The organism is Robertmurraya korlensis (assembly GCF_023715225.1).
In the GTDB taxonomy this organism is placed as follows: domain Bacteria; phylum Bacillota; class Bacilli; order Bacillales; family Cytobacillaceae; genus Robertmurraya_A.
The window spans coordinates 117,874-137,819 of the sequence record NZ_JAMBNS010000006.1 but is presented as its reverse complement, the minus strand read 5'-3'; the positions used below and the strand labels follow the sequence as shown (position 1 = coordinate 137,819).

Genomic DNA, 19,946 nt, shown 5'->3' with positions numbered 1-19,946 from the left:
AAAAACAACCATTTACATGATTGTTTTTTCGTTATGAATGATTAATTTTTTTTAGTTGCTTCAAAAACAGACACAACAGGTGGAGCCGCAAGATAGGTTGGGCTTACCTTACCCCAGTCTTTATAATGCGAAGTTTCATTATGAAACTTTATCGCGTCCATGTCCTTCCATTCCTCTAATACGACAAAAGTATTAATATCCGTGGTTAACTCATATAGTTCATAACGGATATTTCCCTCTTCCGCTTGTGAACCCTCTACTAACGGCTTAACCACTTCCAAAAATTCTTCACGTTTTTCTGGCTTTATTTTTAAATGTGCATGAATAATATTCATCATGAATGCCTCCTTTTCAACTGATTATATTTTAGCAAAATTTCGGTTAAATTGGGAATAATAGCTATGAGGTGATATATGATGAAAATAAAAACTCTAGTTATTTGTTTCGTATTTTTCCTTTTAGCCCCATATGCTAGTTTTGCCGAACAAAAGCCTGTTGAAATTTTTGATATCGAAGAAGGAAAAGTGGTTCAGGAGAGTCCTGCAACGTCTGATATTCAAAAGGAAACAGAAAAGATCATTAAAAGTATTTCAGGCGTGTACAAAAATCTAGATCCTCTTCCAAAAAAAGGTGTGATGGTAAAAATACCTCTAGATCCACCCATCACGTTAAAAAATGAATGGTTCAATGATTATGTCAATGAAGCTGTGGTTATTTTCTCATTTGAGGAGGAAGATCCATATATCCTCATTTGGGATGACGAAAACCACCCTCACTTTTACACGTTCAAAGCTCCAACAGAGAAGCTAATAAAGTTATTGAAGTATCAACTCAAAGAAAAGCAATAGAACCTAGGGTTACATCCCTAGGTTCTTTATTGATTCGCTAATATCGCTATCATTCGGTCTTCTACTTGTTTGGCTTTTTCTTCATCCATTACATTGTTTATTAGGATAGAAAATATTAAGTTGCCACTTGATCTCGTTTTTACATAACCGGAAATGGAACTTACTGTCGTTAACGTTCCGGTTTTTGCCACAACATTCCCTTCTAAAGGTTCTTGCTTCATCCGATATCGTAATGTTCCACCTACCAGTTTTTCCTTTGCTCCAGCTACTGGCAAGGCACGATAATAGCTTGGAAACCAGCTCTTTGATTGAATGGAGAACAACAGCTTGGTGAGTTCGTTCGGCTGTACTAAATTTACATGAGAGATCCCTGAACCATCTCTTATCACTTGGTTGACAAAGTTTATTCCAAATGGTGTTAGCTTCTCATTCATCACAGCTAATCCTGCTTCAAAACTACCCCTTCCTTTAATAACCTTCCCCATTTCCTTCATCAATAGCTCACCGTGGACATTATTGCTAAGCTTCATAAACGGAAGTAATAAATCTTTTAATAATATCGATTTGTGCTCGTTGATTAGACGCGCATTACTTGGTGTAACTCCTAGGCGGTATCCTTTATCCACTTTAATACCAATTTTTTTTAATTCCTCTTCAAAAAGATGTACAACAAACTTACTAGCATGGAAAACCGCTATCCACTCAGTTTCACTTGTAGCACCTTGAGGAATTTGACCAGAAATCGTAATCGTATTTGTAGAGTGATCCCTAGAAAACGTAAGGTCCTCCTTACTATCTTTTGCGCTAGTCACTGCTTCATTTACAACCTGAACATATGTATTTTCTGGCTTCATTGTAAAGCTTACTTTTTCTCCTACCTTTTTAGCTGGTGTTACTTCTATTGCTACTGTCCCCGCATCATAATCCTGATCAGGCGATAAAGTTAATGCAGATATTTCTGCGCCATAATAGGCTTCTTCATCGCTCCAAGGCATATCAATGGAATAACGAATATCATCATACCTTGTATCGTCTCCGAGGATTTGTAAGCCAATTCTTTTAATTCCGATCTTCTTGAGGCTTTGAGCAAAAGCTTGTAAATCAGCTTTTTGTAGGGTAGGGTCCCCACCCCCCTGTAAAATTACATCTCCCTTTAGCACTCCTTTTTCAATCGATCCATTTACAAACAGCTTAGTAGAGAAGGTATAGTTTTCTCCAAGCACTTCCAAGGCGCTAGCCGCCGTGAATAACTTTAAATTGGAAGCGGGACGAAGTCTTGTTGATCCGAGATGATCATAAACTAATTCACCAGTTTGTTGGTCTCTAATACTCACACCTACCATTGCTCCCGCAAAAAGTGGCTCTCCATTAATAAACGAATCTAATTGCTGACTAAGAACAGAGCCTTGAGTATTTGCTTTTACATGGGGAGCAGTAGCAGTGAGAGCAGGTAAAAACCATATACATAGTAGACTTAAGACGATGACTGTAATTTTATACCGGGCCAATATCTCTGCTCCTTTATTCAATCGTTTCAGTCCTACTAATATATGTTGTAGAGAATCCATCTATGTAAATCTACTCTATATTTTTCATTACCATGCGCTCCCATAACCTCCATGGAAGACAGCCCTTTACGAACATAGTAAATCTTACTCCCTTTCCAATTGGATATCTTAGCTTAGGCGAGGATTGTTCGCAGATTTCTGTAATAAGCTTAGCTACCTCTAATGGGTCGCCATATGAGGCTTCTCCCTTCTCTAAATGTAATGAAAGTTTTTTCATATAAGAAAAGTAGGGTGAATTTGACTGTAATGATTTATTTGTTATATGCTTTCCAGACGACCAAATACTCGTTTGAAAAGAACCGGGTTCCACTAACACCACATCAATACCAAAAGGCCCTACCTCCAATCTTAAGCTCTCGCTCCATCCCTCTAATGCATGTTTGGAAGCTACATAGGGTGATAGCCCCGGAAAACCAACTCTTCCACTAATACTGCTAACATTAATAATTTTCCCGTTCGTCTGTTCTCGCATGAAAGGAAGGCATAATTGAGTGACAGAAATCGCTCCGAATACATTTGTTTCAAACTGCTGCCGATACTCTTCAATCGGTATCTCTTCAGAAAAACCAGCACCAGCATAACCAGCGTTATTGACTAACACATCTACTCGACCAAGTTCTCTAATTTTCTCTTTAAATACATATAAAGAGTGGTTATTTGTTACATCCAAAGGAAAGACCTCTACAAAATTTGTAACCTTTGCTTCTTCTGCCCTCTCTAGTAAAGCTAACTTTTTATCTACCTTCCTCATTGTCGCAACAACATAATAATTCTGTTTAGCTAGTTCAATACTTGTTAGCATGCCAAAACCACTTGATGCACCTGTAACAACGGCTATTTTTTTACCCATCATATATATCCCCCACTAACTTTATATAACCTATTTTAACAAAAAAAGGCCAAGGACCCCCGCTTGGGAACCTTGACCATTTTATGGTAGAAAAAAGCAAATGACTAAATTCTGGTTATTTATAGAAAAAGAAAGATGACAACTTCCTCGAATATAAGCCATATACTTTTCTAAGAGCATGCGAAAGTAGGTGGCGGTTTGTCTCACAATCAAAAGGAAATACTTTTGTTTCAAAACCTTCAAGAAAATCACATGTCATTTGAAGATATATTCGAAAGAATTATTTCGTTTATGGAGCTGCACCCCAGTGGAAACTACCGACTGATGGTTGGAACAGACTCACAGGTTCATCATAATCGTACCCTTTTTATAAGTGGAGTTGTCATTCAAAACATCGGTAAAGGTGCCTGGGCCTGTATTCGAAAGGTTGTAGAACCTAGAGAAATGAAACAGCTTCATGAGCGGATTTCCTATGAAACAACTCTTACCGAAAGAATTGTCTCCTTATTTACCGAAGCACATAAAAATCGTCTAATTGATATTGTTCTTCCCCATATATACCACGGTGCCTCATTTACGATGGAAGGACATATTGATATTGGTTCAGGTCAGCGAAACAAAACCCGTGAATACGTGGAAGAAATGGTGACAAGAATTGAATCAATGGGTTTTGAACCTAAGATTAAGCCGGATTCCTTCGTAGCCTCCAGCTATGCGAATCGTTATACAAAATAATCTTTATGATCTTTTATAGCGAGCTGAATGGCATTGGTCACAAATAGGAAATTCATAATTCCATGGCAAATGACGTCCACAACTACGGCATCTTTTTGCAAAAGAACCAACATCTGTTTGAAGCTTTTCATGGACCTCGTCACTCAACTCATCCCTTACTCTTTCCCAATAAATTGCCTCTGTTCTCCGATCTAAGCGATATAAAAATAATAAATGTAATCCTAATTTCTTATACGATAACTCGAGGTCCTCCAATGTTCGCTTTTTTATATTTGGCTCTGGCAGGTCTTCGTTATTAATGATTGCAAAAATGGTTTCATACCACTGCTGTATTAAGGCTTGCTCCCTCGAGGCAAACGGAAGATGTAAAAATCCATATAAATCCTGTAAAGAAAGACGGGCTTCAATTTCAGTTCCCTTCACAATGTCGTAAAGCTCCCGCTCTTCGGCTAAGCTTGCCTTTTCCGTCCCCCTTGGATTTTTAAAACGATCCCATAATTCAAAAAAAGTACCCAGATCTCGATAATACGCTTGAAACCTTTCCAACACACCAGTTGTAGGTGCAATCGCAAAAGTATGAACAGGTTCATCTTCTTGTTCTAGTTTCCTTCTCATAAGCCGGATTTCCTTTGTAAATGCTACTTTTCCAATATCGTAAATCCCTTTCCTACCTGCCCTACCAGCAATTTGCTTGATCTCCTGTGAAGTTAAAAGCCTTCTTCTTGTACCATCAAATTTCTCATTTTCTAAAAATACAATTCGACGGATCGGTAAATTAAGACCCATCCCAATTGCATCGGTCGAAACGATGACCTTCGACTTTCCATCAATGAATTGTTGAATCTGTTTTTTTCTTGTCTCAGGGGGCATGCTACCATAAATTACACTGACCGAATGACGATCATTTTGAAGTCTTGAAGCCGTTTCTAACACTCTTCGACGAGAGAAGCAAATTAGTGCATCTCCCTTTCGCACATGTTTAATAGAAAATTCATTTCCTTCCACCTCAAGCGGAATGTCACGTTTATATTCATGAATTTCCGTTTTTGATTCTCCTAGTAATTGTAAAATCATATTTTTCGAATTTCTGCTGCCTATGATATGAACTTCCCGAGCTCTTGCCTTCGTTATTGCCTTAAACCACGAAAACCCTCTATCCTTATCAGTAATCATTTGAGCTTCATCTATGACTATACAATCGTATCGATCTTTTTCATGGAACATTTCAACGGTTGAGGCAATGTGGCTTGCTCCTGGAGTCAGTTTCTCTTCTTCACCTGTTTTTAAAGAACAAGGTATACCTTCCGCATTTAATTTATCATATACCTCAAGCGCAAGCAGTCTTAGTGGTCCAAGGTAGAGGCCGCTTGTTGCTTTTTTCATTCTTTCAAGAGCGTGGTGTGTTTTACCCGTATTTGTTTCTCCTACATGGATGACATATTCAACATTTGGATCATAGGTCACTCCATATTCCCTGCCAAATATATCGTCCATCATCTGCTCTTCTTCTTTGATTTTTCTTTGTCGTTCAGCCTCCTCTTCGGCTTTCCTTTGCTCTCTTTCTGCTCTCTGCTCTTCATATAATTTGCTATGAAAATCAAGATCATAAGGTGTATCCACTGCTTGTAACAAGTGGTCAATATATTCCTCTTCTAATTCAGAAAGCATTTTAGAGAATAGCGTTTCAAGTTCTTCTTCCACAAGCTCCTTCATTTTTGATTTCGAAAGAGCTTGCCCGGTTAATTGGATATAATCATTTTTCGTTTCATCATCAAGATTTGTCATCACTTTTGACGGAGCAAGAGATAAAAGATTCTTCCAAACGAAGGAACTATATAAGTCACCATAGGTTTCATATTCATAATAAAACCTGCCATCATAATTAGCCTTCTGAATATCACCTGTTAGCTCATCTAAAAAGAAAGAAAGGGACTTTTCATGAAGCACCTCAAAGCTACCTTCTATTTCAAGCTTCTCTTCAAGCGCATGTGTATCAAGGCTTTTATATCTAGGCTTAGATTGAAGATCTGCTTTCATCTGCAGGCCCACTAAATATCTAATATATAAATAAAGACTTTGATAGCCGCTTGAGAATACATCCGCAGCCTTTTCCTTTATCGCTTCTAGGACAGATTCCTTTTTTATTAATTTCTGCGTCGCTTCTTCTCTTTTTTGAACTTGTTCCATTGTATGGTCATATAAATCATTCCATTTTTCAAATTCCTGTGCGTAAGTTTCCTCGAGCCAGTCTGTTACTTTAAACGGTACATAGTCTCTGACTTCTGTTCTGAACAGGTGGTCAATCATTTTTCTAGCCATTCCCTCTGTTTCAATCCCATGCTCCTGTAGAAATTCTTTTTTATCTACTCGGGGAACCTGGTTAGACACTCTTGTAAGCCAAACATTTACCCAAATTTGATCCAAGTAATGACCCCTTGCCCGTAAATATTCCTCAAAGGTTGGCCTCTCTTCCTGTTGCTCGAAAAAAGACTCTATATCCTGATGGATTTTCATTTTTGTATGTACAATACTTTCATCATGGATTTTTTGTAATAACATTTTTCACCCTCCAAATAGACGATTAATCAATTAACCATACCATTATTTGATATTGTTTTAAATCATATGGCTTTTTATCCTATTATTGACCTTTGCGTCCTATCAAAAAAGATGCTATGATTATGTTGCTCCCTCCGAACATTCGCTTGTTGCGGGACACTTAACCATGTACGGACGGAGGGAGTTGGTGTCTGCTTTGCAGACACCATTTTTAATAACAAAAGGGGCGAATTTCTGTGAGTGTACATAAAGCATTATCTGATCATGCGAAAAAACTAAATGCCGTTTTAACTCAATACGCAAATCTTGACCGTGAACGTGAATTCTACATAGATGAAGCATTATCTCTTTATGAAAGAGGCCTTCCCTTCACTACCGATAACATTAATTCAATTACAATACAAATGAACAAACTGTCTAATAAAATTGAAAATCTTCCACCTCGAAAACTTGTAACCAAGGAAATGGTCGAAGAATATGCAAATAGACGAAAATAAGAGAAGCAGAAGGCCTTGACCTTCTGCTTTTTTGTTTAAAAAATTACACTTCTTTTGGCGAAATAAAAGAAGTTTTGTCGTCATGATAGGAAATTTAGTTTTTAAAAAAGAACATTACTATAAAGGAGTTGAGAATATGAATACGAGTTCGGTTGCTAAACAATTAGGAGTTTCGTCGAGTACTGTAAAACGTTGGGTAAAACAATTAAAACTAAACTTAGAGAAAAATGAAATGGGGCATTTCACTTACCGGCAAGAAGACGTTGACCTATTAATGACTTATAAGGAGCAGCAAAACGAAGCATTACTCGTTTACAATGAAATTGCGGCGGGTAAAGACTATTTACGAAAAGGGGCAGTCCATACATCCATCGTTGATGAAAATACGGTTCTGTTAAATCGGATTAAATGTCTAGAGTCTATTGTACAGTCAAAGGCTGATCAGGTCGTAGAATATCAGATACTCCAACATCGGAGAGAAATGGAAGAAATGCAAGCTACCCTTGAAAAACTTGAAGAAAAAATTCGGTTATTAGAAGAACAGCAAGAACATCCTTCATCCCTTATTACCCCTTCCGAACAATCCATAAATATAAAGCCTCGAAAAAAGAAAAAACTAAATATCCTACAAAGTGTTTTCCGTTCTTCCACCCAACACAGTTCTTAGCATCTAAGATGTGTTTTTTTTTGCATTTTTACAGAAACTAATTAGAAAGACATTTGATGGCAAGAAAATCAAGTTTTCAGTTAAGAAACCTTAATATAAAAGGAAAATATGAACGATTTGTGAAAAAACCTGTATTTTTTCGACAAAATTCTTTCCTATTTAATAGTTTTCGTATAAAATAAATCTCGTTTGGATGAAGTGATATATAACTGGAGGTTACATGATGGTTTTCAAGAAGAAAGACAAGTTTAATACTTTGTTAAGCAGCATTGCACTAAACCTTAAAGAAGGTGCAGATTATTTCGCTGATTACAAGTTAAAAAATGTGAGCGATCTAAAAATATTCTCCGAGACATTAAAGGACTATGAAACTAAAGGAGATACATATGTACACGAAGTAATAAAAGAGTTAAATAACGCTTTTATTACTCCTATTGAGCGTGAAGATATCCTTCTTCTAGCTATGAGTATGGATGATGTCATCGATGGAATTGAACATTGTGCTGCTATGTTTGAAATGTACAATATTACTCAAGCTGACGAATTTATGGTGAAGTTTGTAGAAGCTATCAGAAACTGTGCGATTGAAATTCAGCAAGCCGTTGAACTGCTTTCAACAAAAAAGCTTCCATCCATTCGTGAACACGCGATTAAGATTAAAGACTATGAGTCAAAATGCGATGGAATCCTTCGTCAGTCAATCAAGCATTTATTCTCAGTAGAGAAAGATCCAATTCGTGTTATTCAATACAAAGAAATTTACGAAGAACTTGAAGAGATTGCTGATAGCTGTCAAGGTGTGGCAAATACACTTGAAACCATCATCATGAAAAATGCATAAGGGGACGTACTAACATGGATGCATTATTTGTGATAACGATTTTAATTGTGATCGGTGCCCTTGCATTTGACTTTATTAATGGCTTTCATGATACAGCAAATGCAATTGCAACTGCTGTTTCTACAAAAGCGTTAAAACCAAGGCATGCGATTATCCTGGCTGCAGTCATGAACTTCTTGGGAGCAATGACATTCACTGGTGTTGCCAAAACAATAACAAAAGATATTGTCGATCCTTTCACTCTTCAAAACGGATCGCTTGTTATTTTAGCCGCCTTAATTGCAGCTATTTTCTGGAACTTACTAACTTGGTACTATGGGATTCCAAGTAGTTCGTCTCACGCTATCATCGGATCCATCGCTGGTGCAGCGATTGCTGCTGCCGGATTCACATCATTGAATTACACTGGATTCTTAAAAATCTTACAAGCTTTAATTTTTTCTCCGATCCTTGCGTTTGTCGCAGGGTATATCGTTTACAGTATTTTTAAAGTGATCTTTAAGAACAATAATTTAGCTAAAACTAACAGAAGTTTTCGTACTTTCCAAATATTCACAGCCGCTTTGCAAGCTTATACACATGGAACAAATGACGCCCAAAAAGCGATGGGGATCATTACGATGGCATTGATTGCCAATGGGTTTACAACTTCTACAGATATTCCTTTCTGGGTTCAATTTTCCTGTGCTTTAGCCATGGGATTAGGAACAAGTGTTGGTGGTTGGAAAATCATCAAAACAGTTGGTGGGAAAATTATGAAAATCAGACCTGTTAATGGAGTAGCGGCTGACTTAACTGGAGCAATGATCATTTTTGGTGCAACATATATTCACCTACCAGTTAGTACAACGCATGTTATTTCGTCTTCTATTTTAGGAGTGGGCGCTTCTCATCGTCTGAAGGGTGTCAAATGGGGAACAGCTCAAAGAATGTTAATTACTTGGGTTATTACCTTACCAATTTCAGCAACTATTGCAGCACTATGCTATTTTGTCCTTAATATGATTTTTTAAATTCAAATAAAAAACTTCGAGTTTATCACTCGAAGTTTTTTATATTTTTCTAATATTTTTCTTTTGCTTGTTCATTACTTCATAAGACTTATCAATAATATCAGTAAGCACATCACCTTTATAGACTCTGCCTATTTTTGTATGCTCCTGATAATACTCAACAATTTCATCGAGTTTTTCTAACGTTACTTTTGTCACTCGTACATTTAGTTGGACCCTTTTCTCTTCTCCCATACCCGCAACCATCCTCCTAGTTCATTTTTATCAATTTGCTAGCATCTGCTAACACAATTATATCAATATAAACAACAATGTCTATCAAAAAAGATGTCCCGTTTTCATGGACATCCATTTAACACTCTTATTCTTTTGTATCTAACGGCTTTAATTTAGCTTCTATGCTGCTTCTTTGCGCTTCAAAATATGGCGGAAGAGCGAGTTTTTCTCCAAGATTCTCAAACGATTCATCCCCCTCAAACCCTGGACCATCCGTCGCTAATTCGAATAATATTCCATTAGCCTCACGAAAATATAAAGACTTAAAATAATATCTTTCTACAAACCCTGAGCTAGGAATTCGTATCTCTTTTAAATACTGTACCCACTTTCGCAATTGTTCTTCATTTTCCACTCGAAAAGCAACGTGATGAACACTGCCACGACCTGGTCTTTCTACAGGAAGGTCTGACTCTTCAAGGACATGTACTTCTGCTCCGGATCCTCCTAACCCGGTTTCAAACACTGTCACTTTCTTTTCTTGTTGCATATAGGTTCCTACTTCCCTGAATCCTAAAACCCGAGATAAAATCATTGCCGTAGATTCAAGCTTTGCTACCGTCAACATCACAGGACCCAATCCTATAATCGCATGTTCAACAGGAACTGGACTTTTCTCCCAAGGTCTTCCCCCTTCCACGCCTTGATTATTCTCATCAGATACAAGCATCAATCTTTGTCCTTCAAAATCCTTAAATGCAAGCGATAATCTTTCGTATACCTTTTGTTCCTCGTATTCGACACCTAATGAATCAAATCTTTCCTTCCAATACTGAATCGCAGAATCTGATGGAACACGTAGTGAAGTGGTTGAAATACTGTTTGTACCATATCTTGTTTGACCTGCATGAGGTATTTCAAAAAACGTCAGATCGGTGCCTGGATTCCCTCGTTCATCTGCATAAAATAAATGATAGACAGACGTATCATCTTGGTTTACAGTTTTCTTCACAAGTCGTAAACCGAGAGTTTTTGTATAAAATTCATAATTTCCCTTTGCATTAGCAGTTATGGCGGATACATGATGTTGTCCTTTTAAAGGTAATAATTGCTCCATCAATCGCACTCCTTTATCCTTAATTAAAATATCTCAACTTAAAAATACTTATTTTATTGTGCACTATTTTGCATCCTATTGCAAATAAATAAATTTTTCTTGTACTAAATATAAAGACGTGTTATAGTTATGAAGCGATGAGCTGAATTGCATAAGTCGAGAGACGCTCCTTTAATGGAATACACGAATGTGGCGTGTAGTCTCGTCGCCGCAATACGCAGAAAAGACTCCTACGGGGGTCTTTTCTTTTTTTCTATAACAGTGATAAAAAATAGGTGCAAAGCCTCTCTGATTGGACTCGGACAGATATATATGGTGGCATTGTTCCATTGGCAGCCTCATAAGGGACTCCAATCCAGAATATTTTGTGATCAACCATGACAAAAGGAAACGGTGGTTGTTTTTCTTCTTGTCTAAAAATCAGCTTAACGGAAGAGCCATGTAGAAGCTGCTTCCACTCATTTAGTAATTCTTTTCCTTCTGGGAGAGAAACGAGAATTTCAGATTTGGCTGACTTTACATCGCTCATCAATCTTTCAAGCTTTTTCGCATGCATCCAAGTTACGTCTTCATGTTGATTTTTTATCCAGGTACCTATTTGCCCAGGAGTGATAAGCTGATTCGTACTTTCCTGAAATTCTACTAACTTTCGAATCGTTTTATCTCGGTATACTTTCTGTTTTATGTAATTTCGGTTTGCAAGATGAATAAATTTACCTTTAGTCCTTGTTACTGCCACATTAATTAACCTCTCACTCTCTTTCCCGGTCAATAACATACTCGGTCTACTCTCAGGAAACGAATCAACCGTATCAAAAACCATTACCTCCCTTTCACTTCCTTGAAATTTATGTACCGTTGCAGATAGAATCTCCCCACTCTGAAGCTGTTCCTTGTATATATCTTGTAACAATGTATCCATCAGCTCTGCTTGGGCACGATAAGGCGTCGTATACCCTATATTTTTAGAGCCGCCTTCATATAATTCATGAATCACCTGAAATGAGAGCAAAAGCTGTAACAAATTAAATCGGGAACCTGAACTGGAACGCATACAATATTCCCCCATATGGCTCGTATCTAATAAGATCGATGCCATCTTTGAAAAAGGGGCTCTATTTGCTATAGATTCTCTTACGGTGTACATACTTTCATAATCTTTTACCATGCCAAAATAAACAAATTGGTTTGTGAATGCGGAGATGTCAGGATGCATTCTCCTTTGTTCTGATAGCAAAAATAAATGAGGATGCAACGCCCCCTCTTTCAACCCATCTACAACTCCAGACTTATGAAACACATCCTCTTTTAACCATTCATTTACAAGAGGGTGATTGGCATGTGCAATGGGCGGAAGCTGTTTAAAATCACCACATACAATGCTCTTTTTTCCTAGTGAAACCGCGAATGCAACTTGCGGGATATATGCCATGCTTACCTCGTCTATAATAACGAGATCATATTCCTTTTCATAAATAGTGGGATCTGAGGCAGCTTTAGCGAGTGTAGTACCAATTACCTCTGCATCTTTTACAAACGTCATTTCTTTTGCACGAATTTTATCTAGTACCTGAGCTAACTTTCTTTCTACTTCTAAAAGTGTTTCCGAGTCTCTAGAGGAGAAAGAACCTACTAAATCTTTTTTTAGAAGATGTCTCTCCGTTCTTATTTCTTCTCTTTGCTCTGAAAGTTCAGGGTGATTTTTTTTTAATAAGTAATCAATAGTTAATGGAGTGTCCTGTAATATTTCACTTACTTGCGATCCATATCGAAGAAGTTCTCCAACCTTGAGCTTTTTTTGTTTGTCAACAAATCGCAATATCTCTAACATTAACACATCCACAGCTTGGTTACTTTGAGATAAAACAAGAACCTTTTTGCCCTTTAAATATTTATTTGCAACGACCCTAGCAAGAGTATATGTTTTTCCCGTTCCAGGTGGGCCCCAAACAAAGGTAATCGGATTGTATTTTGACCTGAGCACAAGCTCATGTACATTCGTTTTTATTTTTTCAATTGGGTGGAGCGCCACCATGCTTGGCTGCATCATTTTTTGAATCCTTGCCCTTTTCTTCTTGCTCGTACGGATGTCTTGAAGTCGATTAATTAATTCGTCTAAAAGTTCCCATGGGTCATATTGGAGCATGATTTCACTTAAGACAGCTCCTAAATATGTTTCGAGTTCTACCATCATACTTTTTCCTTCTGATGATAACACTCGACCTGCTATTTTTCGCTCTCCCCACCATAATGTAACTTTAGATCCGATTGGAATACTCGTCGTTGTTGATGCCTTATTAAAATAATAGATATAAGGTGCCCTCTCGTTAATCGCGTAGCCATGAGTAAGGCGATACCTTGTGCTACCGTATTTCTTCAAATATCCAATCTCTATTTGTAGTGCCCTTTGCCAAAGTTGTAAATAAGTTGCCATCATTGTCTTCCCTTTTATTAATAGTAAAAAACTCAGAGCGTGCACACTGAGTTTTGTCTCGAGCTCATATTATAGCTTTTATTGATGTAAAAAAATAGGTTTAATTGTTATATTCAGATAGGCTTTGTATTCCCATATGGTCATCCTTGAATAACTCTTGATCCTCTTCAAGCGCAAGGTTTCGTCCGAGTGGAAGCTTGAACATATCAATATCAACGATGTATTTTGGGCGGCGTTTGGACTCTTTATATATTTTTCCGATATATTCCCCGATTAAGCCAATTGCGATTAATTGAAGACCCCCAATCAGCCAGATCGATGTGATAAGAGAAGTCCAGCCGAGCTCTGTATTGCCAAACAACTTTAAACTTAGAAAATAAAGCGCAAAGAAGAGACTGATAAAAAAAGATACTAAACCTCCAACGAGGACTAACCGAATCGGAGTAACCGAAAAGGAAGTAACCCCATTAAATGCAAATGATAGCATTTTACGTAAAGGATATTTACTCTCACCTGCTGTTCGTTCTTTTCTTTCATAGAAAACCTTTGTAGATCGAAAACCAAGAAGAGGAATAATTCCTCTTAAAAACATATTCACTTCTTCAAATCCTTGTAAGTACTCTGCTGCACGCCTACTCAATAAACGATAGTCCGCATGATTATAAATAAGCTCTACTCCCATTTTGTTCATCAACTTATAGAATGATTCAGCCGTAAATCTTTTAAAGAATGTATCTGAGTCACGTTTCTCCCTTACACCATAGATCACTTCATATCCCATCTGATATTTCACAATAAACTCCCGCATAACATAAATATCATCCTGTAAATCTGCATCAATGGTAATAATAGCGTCCGATGACTCTGTTGCTATGTGTATTCCTGCTAATATGGCATTTTGATGCCCCACATTTCTAGATAGCTTCACTCCCTTAATCATTCCGTTTTTTAACGTTTCTTTATAAATTAGTTTCCATGTTTGGTCTAGACTACCATCATCTACAAACAGGATCTTACTTTTAGGAGAAACGAGCCCATCATCTACCATACTGGTCAACAAATTGGATAATTCATAAAAGGTTTTATGTAATATTTCTTCTTCATTGTAACAAGGTACAACAATCGTTACGTTTGTCGGTTTCAAAGTATTACTCCTCCTAGCTGTTTAGTATAATTTGTATAAGTAAATGGTCCAAGCAGAGCTTTCCGATTGAAATATTTTTTCAAGCTGCAATTTGTTTTCATCCGCATTCTTAATTGGCATTGATGAAAATACATACTCCCCACCTAATTCCTTTAATTTAGATGGCTGCAGTTGTAAATTTTTTAGAGTTTTAGAAGAATTCTTTTTGACCATATAATGCTTTCCAATTTGGGCGGTAAAAATATAGCATCTTCCCCCCCATTCATCGAAATATCTTTTGATTTTTTTATTCTTACTTAATTCTTTTTCAATGATGGCACGAAATTGATGCTTATAAGTTAAAGGATAGAAGTTGTTATACGTATCAAGGGTGTAAAATCCGTTATACTGTGCGATTGCTGGGTGAATACCTATACTTACCACTCGATAGTGATTTACTGGTTTTCCGATAAACTCTTTTATGTTGGCAAATTGTTCTGTTGCGTAAAATTGTTTTACGGTTGGCTTTCGATAATTTATGATCTCTTCATTAAAGGCAAATAACAGCATAATCTGCGCTACAAGGATATATCGAATATATCCGTTTCTTTGAATGTATGACTTGATAATGAACAAGGCTTGAGCGAAATTGATATAAATAATTAGCGGTCTAAGAAAGTGAAACCTAGCAAAATTAAACGTATTCAAAAAATGAAATCTTTCTACGATTGGGGCCCACCCTTCATAAAACCAAAATGCATACCAAAGGGATAAGAGAAAGTTTAATGCGAATAAGGTAAGATATACTTTATGAACTTTCCAACTCTTGTTTTTTATAACTAAAAATAAGGCTATTAAAAGGATCGGAAGGATGATCAAACCATGAACGGTCATCACATGTGTATGTCCTAGGATAAAATTCTTAAAGATTAAGCGTATCACGCGCCATAATGGTAACGTGGCATGAATATATTCATCTCTGCTATTTGGTTCACCAGCAACAAGAAAAGAGCTAACTAGACGATATTCTACGAGTAAAAAAACCACTGTCATATACACGATAGAAAGAAAAAATCGAATTTGAAGCTTTTTTCTCATTAATAGCTCGTAGAACCAAAAGATACCCATCGCGACCAAAAAGAAGAAAAAACCTAGTACAAAACTAGAATAGAAAGGTAAAAAAGTAAAAATGATTACGTTATGCCAAGTGTTCTTTCCACTACGAACATTAAGAAATGCCCATAAGGCCATAGGCATACCAAGTGTACTTAACATCCCTGATGGCCAAAAGGGAGTTAACGCAAACGCTAATGCGACACCTGTACGAATGAACGTATCCGAACTATTTGGCACATAGTAATCTCGAAGCAATAAGTACATACCAAGAAAAGCAAAAAAACGAGTAATTGACTGGCTTATGGCATACGCCGTCATTGTTGGAAGGAAATGATGAAGCCAGACGATTCCACTAAATTCAGTTCCAAATGCATTTCTAGGCAGGCCATTTATGACTTGTGGGATAACAGCATTAATCCCTCCAAATAGTTCTCCACTACGTGAAAGAACTTTATACCATGCAAGATTGGAATCTAGATTATCATGTACTCGTATATGCGCATTTTCTCCTAATACAAATAAAGGCAGTAAGTACACAGCTATAACTACTAATGCGAATATGAACATTCTTCGCTCAAAAACAGTTGAAGATTTAAACAAACTAGCCACCTCATTCAAAAAAGCTCCATTTCTAACTTTTGCATTATTACCGTAATTATTCCATTTTGTTTTTTTGCCTAAAAAAGCCCCCATAATGGGAGCTTTCTTCTTTCTTACTATTTCTTTATAAACATTTGGGTCCAGTGGTTTCCGGCTTCCACATAACCAACACCAATATGTGAATAGTTACCACTTAATATGTTTTTACGGTGTCCTTCACTATTCATCCAGGCTTGGACAACTTCCTCAGGAGTTCTCTGTCCCTTTGCAATGTTCTCTCCAGCACTTTGATACGTAATTCCGAAATCACGCATCATATCAAATGGAGAGCCGTAGGTTGGACTGGTATGTGAGAAGTATCCTTTTTGTTGCATATCGCGTGATTTCTCTCGAGCTACATTACTTAGCTTCGTATCTGCTTGAAGAGCGGGTAAACCAGCTTTCTTACGTTCCGCATTTGTCAACTCAATTACTCGCGATTCAATAGAGCTAATGGACCCAGCAGCAGGTGTTGTTTTTGGTGCTGGAGCTGGGGCAGCAGGAGCTGCTTGGTTTTGATTTTGTGATGGTGCTTGTTGTGGCTGTGTTACATTTGGCTGTTGTTGTGTTGGTTGTTGCTGTCCAGTTTGACCAGTAACAATCTTCCATTGACCTTGCTTAATAATCTGGCTATGTGGATATTTACCACTTGGTGTACCTGTACTATATGCATTTGGATCAATTGTGATAACACCCGTTTTGATTCTTAATATGTCACCATTATGAGATAGCGCTTTGGATTTCCCTTGTTCGTTTGATGACCCGTTCATTCCCGCTGCGCCGAAGCCTCGATTTTCTCCTCGACCCTTTTTCACATACCGATAGTCATCGGTTGGGGACGGATTAGTTCCCACATCTGTACGGCCAATCTCTCTTCCACCTCGGTAATCGGAGTCCATATGATATTGATGATCTCCCCGGCCTAAACGAACCAAAGGATTCATATCAGTATTATTCACTCGTTGTGTTCTGTTTGTTGTATATCTTGATGATTGATCACTTGTAAATCCTACATCCGAAGTGCCGGTTGTGCGGTTATTATTCTCTTCGGCTGCATTGTTGTTACAAGCCGTAAGCAACATTAAAGAAAAACCTACAGAAAGTAGACGCTTGTTCAATGTAAACCCCTCCTTTTAGTAAATAAGTGTTACATATGTATTGTTTCTTCTTTCGACATAAAACATAGATGGGAAAAATCGAGAATAAAAATGGCATAAACAAGGAAAAATGACATAAAAAAAGATAACCTTGTACAAGGTTATCTCAGGAGACTTTTATTTTGATGGTACAGCTGATATCTTTGCAACAAAATCAATGGTACGTTCAATATCCCCTTTGTTCACTTGATGATGAGTGGTAAACCTAACAGAGGTTGGTCCAAAGGTGACGGCTAGTACTCCCTGTTTTTCTAATTCATTTACAAATGCTTGAGAACCCATTTGTAAATTTGCTACATCAACAACCACAATATTTGTTTCTACTTCATTTACCACTTGTATTCCGTTTATATTCTTAAGGGCATCAGCAAAGTACCTAGCTAAATGGTGGTCCTCAAATAACCGTTCTCTCATGGTTGTTAAAGCTACATACGCAGGTGCTGCAATCAACCCGGCCTGACGTAATCCTCCACCTAATCTTTTTCTCCACTTTCTTGCTTTGACAATAAATTCTTTATCTCCAGCCAAGAGGGAACCAACAGGTGCGCCAAGCCCTTTTGATAAACATACTTGTACAGTATCACAGTACTGTGTAAAATCTGTAACTGAAACATCTAAAGCTGCGGCTGCATTAAACAATCTAGCTCCATCCACGTGAACAGGTATATGATTTTCTGCTCCTATTTCATAAATCTGTTTCATGTTTTCGATAGGAACGACTGCACCACCTGCACGATTATGTGTATTTTCCAAGCAAATTAAGCCCGTATCTGGAAAATGAATATCCTCAGGACGAATAGCTGAACGGACGAATTGTGGATCCATCGCTCCTCTAGAGCCTTGTATCGTTCTCGTTTGCACTCCAGCTAACGCGGACACCGCACCTGACTCATAATAAAAAATATGTGATTCCGCTTCAAGTAAAAGCTCTTGTCCTGGACGGCAATGGGTTAGAACAGCAATTTGGTTACCTTGTGTCCCACTTGTTACGAATAGAGCCGCTTCTTTACCAAGGACGGCAGCAGCTTCCTCTTCTAATTTATTTACAGCAGGGTCCTCTCCATATACATCATCACCAACCTCTGCATTAAAAGCAGCCTCTCTCATTTCTTTTGTCGGTTTTGTCACTGTGTCACTTCGTAAATCAATCACTATGTTTACACATCCTTTTATTTCGTATTTCTAAATTATAAGACTTGTCCCACTATTTTTGTATAAAAAAAACCAGATCTTAAGAAGTTCTGGTAATGATAAAGTTTAATGACGTGTATTTGGGTCACAGTCTTGAAATAAAGTGGCGAAGGTGGATTTATAATTCTTAGTTATCGTTAATAATTCATCCTCTCCATAAACCTGACAATACTGAATAAAATCCTCTAGTTCATAAAAGATTTTTTCAACTATCTCTATTGGAAGGGGGATTGTAGTCAAATACTTTCCTCCTTCAGCTTCTGGAACATACATTAAAAATTTATGGTATAAAAAATCAAAGAACTGTAACTCATGTTGAAGATGCTCCCTTTCTACATCATCAATATCCTCGTTTTTTTCCATCTCACAACCACGCCAATGCAAGTGAAAAGAAGCAAAATGAATCCAAAACATTAGAATTTCCGAACTAACCGTTAACTTAATATCATTCGTTTCAACAGAAGAATCTAAAGTAAATAACTCCATAAAAAATGCCCCCTCATTTTAAAGACATTTTAACTTCACAGTTTTGCAGAACGCCTATAAACAATAATCGCTACTTATCATAACATAAAGCAAGGATTCCACCTATTTACTTTTAATTCCATAAAGGAGAGATTTGATGCCGTTAAATAATCAAAGTCCGTTAATACTGTCCAATCAAGGAAAACCAAACTCCAATCAGACTATATTCCGGTATTCCTACTTTCAAGAGGTACTACAAAATCAAAAAATAACTAACACTACTTTATCACAATCCATTGAGTCATTTCATAGTACACTTAGTGAAACTACCTCCTCTCAGCAGATAAAATTCAACGAGTTACTACAAGAAATCAGCCGCTCCGAACAATCTTTACGTGAGATTGCATCAATAATAATTGAACAAAGTAAAACCAATCAAAAAATTCTTGAAAGACTGGATAAGCTTGAAAAAGAAAATGAACTTGTCCTTAATGAGATTACAAAAGAAGGGCTTATGCATGAAGCAATGGTGGATCAACTTTCTTTACAAGATCAGCGTTTACTCGAGCTTAGATCAACACTGTCTTCTCACGAACAGCAAACAGTTGAGTTAACGAAACAACTACATGTACATGAAAATATGTACGAAGAGATTTCAGAGAAAATGGGTTTACAAGAGGTATTTCATCAAACAGTGATGGAAAGGCTAGACCATCAAGAGGCCATTTCAGAAAAAATTCAAAGACAACTCGATTATTTAAAGACTGCTATTTATGAGAGAGCATCACACTTGGCAGAAAAAATAGAGACGAACTTTAGCAAAGTTGCTAAACCCGTTCATCGATTTTTTGTACAAAAAGAAAAAAACGAGCAAAAATAGTAAAGAAAAACCCCAGTTCAACTGACTGGG

The 19,946-nt window shown here is 37.2% G+C and carries 19 protein-coding genes; 7 read left to right on the top strand and 12 right to left on the bottom strand.

Annotated elements, in window-relative coordinates:
- Positions 1–41: 41 nt before the first annotated feature.
- Entirely contained in the window at positions 42–335 is a 294-nt protein-coding gene (locus M3175_RS12705) for a putative quinol monooxygenase (RefSeq protein WP_251519502.1), read from the bottom strand.
- A 78-nt stretch (positions 336–413) separates the two neighbouring features.
- Between M3175_RS12705 and M3175_RS12700 the strand changes: the two genes are divergently transcribed.
- Complete coding sequence (locus M3175_RS12700) at positions 414–848, top strand: hypothetical protein (RefSeq protein WP_251519501.1); 435 nt, start codon at positions 414–416, stop codon at positions 846–848.
- A gap of 26 nt (positions 849–874) precedes the next feature.
- Here M3175_RS12700 and dacB read toward each other — a convergent pair whose 3' ends face one another.
- Positions 875–2,416 carry a D-alanyl-D-alanine carboxypeptidase/D-alanyl-D-alanine endopeptidase gene (gene dacB / locus M3175_RS12695; RefSeq protein WP_251519500.1) on the bottom strand — a complete coding sequence of 514 codons (1,542 nt, stop codon included), beginning with the start codon at positions 2,414–2,416 and terminating at the stop codon, positions 875–877.
- Between the two features lie 10 nt (positions 2,417–2,426).
- A complete protein-coding gene (locus tag M3175_RS12690; protein ID WP_251519499.1) occupies positions 2,427–3,266 on the bottom strand; it encodes an oxidoreductase in 840 nt (279 codons plus the stop codon).
- A gap of 252 nt (positions 3,267–3,518) precedes the next feature.
- Here M3175_RS12690 and M3175_RS12685 point away from each other — a divergent pair, with 252 nt between their 5' ends.
- Positions 3,519–4,001, top strand: coding sequence for a ribonuclease H-like YkuK family protein (locus M3175_RS12685; RefSeq protein ID WP_251519669.1), 483 nt, complete (start codon positions 3,519–3,521; stop codon positions 3,999–4,001).
- Between the two features lie 3 nt (positions 4,002–4,004).
- On the opposite strand, the gene M3175_RS12680 is transcribed toward M3175_RS12685, so the two are convergent.
- Complete coding sequence (locus M3175_RS12680; protein WP_251519498.1) at positions 4,005–6,560, bottom strand: DEAD/DEAH box helicase; 2,556 nt, start codon at positions 6,558–6,560, stop codon at positions 4,005–4,007.
- 236 nt (positions 6,561–6,796) lie between these two features.
- On the opposite strand from M3175_RS12680, the gene M3175_RS12675 reads away from it, so the two are divergent.
- From M3175_RS12675 to M3175_RS12660, 4 genes are all read left to right on the top strand, one after another.
- Positions 6,797–7,057, top strand: a complete 261-nt coding sequence (locus M3175_RS12675; RefSeq protein WP_251519496.1) for a DUF2533 family protein — start codon at positions 6,797–6,799, stop codon at positions 7,055–7,057.
- 136 nt (positions 7,058–7,193) lie between these two features.
- A complete protein-coding gene (locus M3175_RS12670) occupies positions 7,194–7,724 on the top strand; it encodes a MerR family transcriptional regulator (protein ID WP_251519495.1) in 531 nt (176 codons plus the stop codon).
- A 223-nt stretch (positions 7,725–7,947) separates the two neighbouring features.
- Entirely contained in the window at positions 7,948–8,565 is a 618-nt protein-coding gene (locus M3175_RS12665; RefSeq protein ID WP_251519494.1) for a DUF47 domain-containing protein, read from the top strand.
- Between the two features lie 14 nt (positions 8,566–8,579).
- Positions 8,580–9,578 (top strand): inorganic phosphate transporter, encoded by a 999-nt coding sequence (locus tag M3175_RS12660; protein ID WP_251519493.1) that lies wholly within the window; start codon positions 8,580–8,582, stop codon positions 9,576–9,578.
- Between the two features lie 39 nt (positions 9,579–9,617).
- Here M3175_RS12660 and M3175_RS12655 read toward each other — a convergent pair whose 3' ends face one another.
- The 8 genes from M3175_RS12655 to M3175_RS12620 all read right to left on the bottom strand — a co-directional run bounded on the left by M3175_RS12655 (position 9,618) and on the right by M3175_RS12620 (position 19,057).
- Complete coding sequence (locus M3175_RS12655; RefSeq protein WP_251519668.1) at positions 9,618–9,812, bottom strand: hypothetical protein; 195 nt, start codon at positions 9,810–9,812, stop codon at positions 9,618–9,620.
- A 127-nt stretch (positions 9,813–9,939) separates the two neighbouring features.
- A complete protein-coding gene (locus tag M3175_RS12650; RefSeq protein WP_251519492.1) occupies positions 9,940–10,911 on the bottom strand; it encodes a ring-cleaving dioxygenase in 972 nt (323 codons plus the stop codon).
- A gap of 253 nt (positions 10,912–11,164) precedes the next feature.
- Positions 11,165–13,345, bottom strand: coding sequence for an AAA domain-containing protein (locus M3175_RS12645; protein WP_251519491.1), 2,181 nt, complete (start codon positions 13,343–13,345; stop codon positions 11,165–11,167).
- 100 nt (positions 13,346–13,445) lie between these two features.
- Positions 13,446–14,489 (bottom strand): glycosyltransferase family 2 protein, encoded by a 1,044-nt coding sequence (locus M3175_RS12640; RefSeq protein ID WP_251519490.1) that lies wholly within the window; start codon positions 14,487–14,489, stop codon positions 13,446–13,448.
- 21 nt (positions 14,490–14,510) lie between these two features.
- A complete protein-coding gene (locus M3175_RS12635; RefSeq protein WP_251519667.1) occupies positions 14,511–16,151 on the bottom strand; it encodes a DUF6044 family protein in 1,641 nt (546 codons plus the stop codon).
- 149 nt (positions 16,152–16,300) lie between these two features.
- A complete protein-coding gene (locus M3175_RS12630; RefSeq protein WP_306663955.1) occupies positions 16,301–16,993 on the bottom strand; it encodes a CAP domain-containing protein in 693 nt (230 codons plus the stop codon).
- 504 nt (positions 16,994–17,497) lie between these two features.
- The gene (gene ltaE / locus M3175_RS12625; protein WP_251519489.1) at positions 17,498–18,532 is read right to left on the bottom strand and encodes a low-specificity L-threonine aldolase; all 1,035 of its coding nucleotides are present in this window, start codon (positions 18,530–18,532) and stop codon (positions 17,498–17,500) included.
- 105 nt (positions 18,533–18,637) lie between these two features.
- Entirely contained in the window at positions 18,638–19,057 is a 420-nt protein-coding gene (locus M3175_RS12620) for a hypothetical protein (protein ID WP_251519488.1), read from the bottom strand.
- A gap of 136 nt (positions 19,058–19,193) precedes the next feature.
- Here M3175_RS12620 and M3175_RS12615 point away from each other — a divergent pair, with 136 nt between their 5' ends.
- Positions 19,194–19,916 carry a hypothetical protein gene (locus M3175_RS12615; RefSeq protein WP_251519487.1) on the top strand — a complete coding sequence of 241 codons (723 nt, stop codon included), beginning with the start codon at positions 19,194–19,196 and terminating at the stop codon, positions 19,914–19,916.
- The last annotated feature ends 30 nt before the right edge of the window (positions 19,917–19,946 follow it).

Coding starts and splice junctions, on each gene's coding strand:
- M3175_RS12690 (WP_251519499.1), bottom strand. CDS start 3,266: ATGGGTAAAAAAATAGCCGTTGTTACAGGTGCATCAAGTGGTTTTGGC.
- M3175_RS12705 (WP_251519502.1), bottom strand. CDS start 335: ATGAATATTATTCATGCACATTTAAAAATAAAGCCAGAAAAACGTGAA.
- M3175_RS12660 (WP_251519493.1), top strand. CDS start 8,580: ATGGATGCATTATTTGTGATAACGATTTTAATTGTGATCGGTGCCCTT.
- M3175_RS12700 (WP_251519501.1), top strand. CDS start 414: ATGATGAAAATAAAAACTCTAGTTATTTGTTTCGTATTTTTCCTTTTA.
- M3175_RS12635 (WP_251519667.1), bottom strand. CDS start 16,151: ATGTTCATATTCGCATTAGTAGTTATAGCTGTGTACTTACTGCCTTTA.
- M3175_RS12680 (WP_251519498.1), bottom strand. CDS start 6,560: ATGTTATTACAAAAAATCCATGATGAAAGTATTGTACATACAAAAATG.
- M3175_RS12685 (WP_251519669.1), top strand. CDS start 3,519: ATGTCATTTGAAGATATATTCGAAAGAATTATTTCGTTTATGGAGCTG.
- M3175_RS12615 (WP_251519487.1), top strand. CDS start 19,194: ATGCCGTTAAATAATCAAAGTCCGTTAATACTGTCCAATCAAGGAAAA.
- M3175_RS12620 (WP_251519488.1), bottom strand. CDS start 19,057: ATGGAGTTATTTACTTTAGATTCTTCTGTTGAAACGAATGATATTAAG.
- M3175_RS12650 (WP_251519492.1), bottom strand. CDS start 10,911: ATGGAGCAATTATTACCTTTAAAAGGACAACATCATGTATCCGCCATA.
- M3175_RS12670 (WP_251519495.1), top strand. CDS start 7,194: ATGAATACGAGTTCGGTTGCTAAACAATTAGGAGTTTCGTCGAGTACT.
- dacB (WP_251519500.1), bottom strand. CDS start 2,416: ATGGATTCTCTACAACATATATTAGTAGGACTGAAACGATTGAATAAA.
- M3175_RS12665 (WP_251519494.1), top strand. CDS start 7,948: ATGGTTTTCAAGAAGAAAGACAAGTTTAATACTTTGTTAAGCAGCATT.
- M3175_RS12645 (WP_251519491.1), bottom strand. CDS start 13,345: ATGGCAACTTATTTACAACTTTGGCAAAGGGCACTACAAATAGAGATT.
- M3175_RS12630 (WP_306663955.1), bottom strand. CDS start 16,993: ATGAACGGGTCATCAAACGAACAAGGGAAATCCAAAGCGCTATCTCAT.
- M3175_RS12655 (WP_251519668.1), bottom strand. CDS start 9,812: ATGGGAGAAGAGAAAAGGGTCCAACTAAATGTACGAGTGACAAAAGTA.